1 protein-coding gene and 1 pseudogene are annotated in these 1,735 nt (G+C 36.1%); both read right to left on the bottom strand.

Translation table 11 applies throughout. The features are described 5' to 3' along the window. A pseudogene (locus HET73_RS07300) lies at positions 1-564 on the bottom strand (radical SAM protein); the annotation flags it as partial. 792 nt (positions 565-1,356) lie between these two features. Next, the coding region (locus tag HET73_RS07305) for an exodeoxyribonuclease III (RefSeq protein ID WP_246210285.1) at positions 1,357-1,735 on the bottom strand (379 nt) is incomplete at its 5' end.

Raw genomic sequence — 1,735 nt, forward strand, 5'->3', positions numbered from 1 at the left:
TGTACCAAAATCAGTAATATCAACACCTGTAAACACTACTTCTTGGTAACCATTTGCTACGAAAATCTTGATTTGCTCTATAATATTGTTTATTGGTACGGATCGGTTGTTACCTCTTGCTTCAGTGATTGAGCAAAATGTACAGCTATGATTACAGCCATTTTGGACTTCGATAAATGCTCTTGGTTTATCTGTAAGCTTTCAAATTAAAATTGGTTCTGACTTGCTTGCTTGATTATCACTGACTAATATTTTATTGTTATTTAGTAAGTAATTTTCAGCTTTGAACTTATCTTGATTGCCCAGTACCTTACTTACACCAGGAATATCACTATATGATTCAGGATCTAATTGAATAGCACAGCCAACTACGATAATCTCTTTACTTGGATCATTTTTATGAATCTTACGTATTATTTGTTTCACCTGGCGTTCAGCTTCATTTGTTACTGCACAGCTATGTACTACAACTACATTTTCTCTCTCTGCTTTTCTTAGTGTTTCTTTGATTAATTCGCTTTCATAAAAATTTAAATGACAGCCAAATGTTGCTACTTCATTCATGCTAGACTTCAATCGATTTTATAATTTAATTATTATATCAAACATTCAAGTAAAGTCATGAAGCCTATTGCGTAACCATTGTGTTAGTAAATGAATGAGTTCCTTTAGTGTCATCCAAGTACTGGGGTCTCATTCCATTCATCCTTCTCCTGTTATCCCAGTGCCCCTCCTCATGCCATACCAGTGCTCTTTATTTTGTCATCCCAGCCCTCCCCTTCTTGTCATCCAAGTAGCCCCTATCCCAGTACTGGGATCCAGAAAACTTAATTTTAGCTGCATCTAGGCTGGTCTTTTTCATTGTCCTAGCTACAAACATTAAGAAATTTGCTTAATAAAAAAAAGGCAACCCGTGGGTGGCTAGCTATTTTCTATGTACCTTAAATATCGGCGTTTTTATTCTCAGCGCTAAGGTTTAGCCGATTTTATACAACTAATCCAACGTTAAGAATTTTACTAAAGCAGAAAAAAAGACAAAAGAATCCCCGTTAGCTAGTTATTCACGTTCTCCTTGTCAATTAAGCGTCTTCTACTGTCTTAAACGACTTATAATCGCGTTTCAGCTTATATGGTTAAAAACTTAGAAAATTTATAAAGACATAAGGTGCACATTGTGCAAAAATTTAAACATGATACCCCTAAGTTTTTTGTCTGCACAGATTGCGAAGATAAATCAATAGCTTCATTGTCTTTATAATAAGATTGGCGGGAAGGGGTTTTGCCAACAAAAGTTTTTATGGCGCTGGTGTTAGGTAGTGAATCTGAGAATGCAACCATTATGCTACTTTTAAAACACTATTCCATAACACATACAACAGGCGTATGATCAGATGGATTTTCCAGCTTGCGTAGCCTGTCATCTATGTAGCACCCTTCTAACTTATCAATAGCCTGTGGCGATAACAGCATATAATCCATTCGCATTCCTTGGTTATTTCTGAGTGAATTGCCCTGATAATGCCACCAAGTAAACTGCTGTAAATTCGGATGGGATATCCTAAACGCGTCCTTAAACCCGAGATTTAGGATTGCTCTTAACTTCTCACGCTCTTTTATATAGAAGCACACTTGACCATTCAACAAAACTGGATCAAAAACGTCAATTTCATTCAGTGCAACATTATAATCGCCAGCTACAATAGTTAACTCCTCATTCTTCAACAAATTACCCATT

Source organism: Wolbachia endosymbiont of Atemnus politus, from assembly GCF_013309895.1.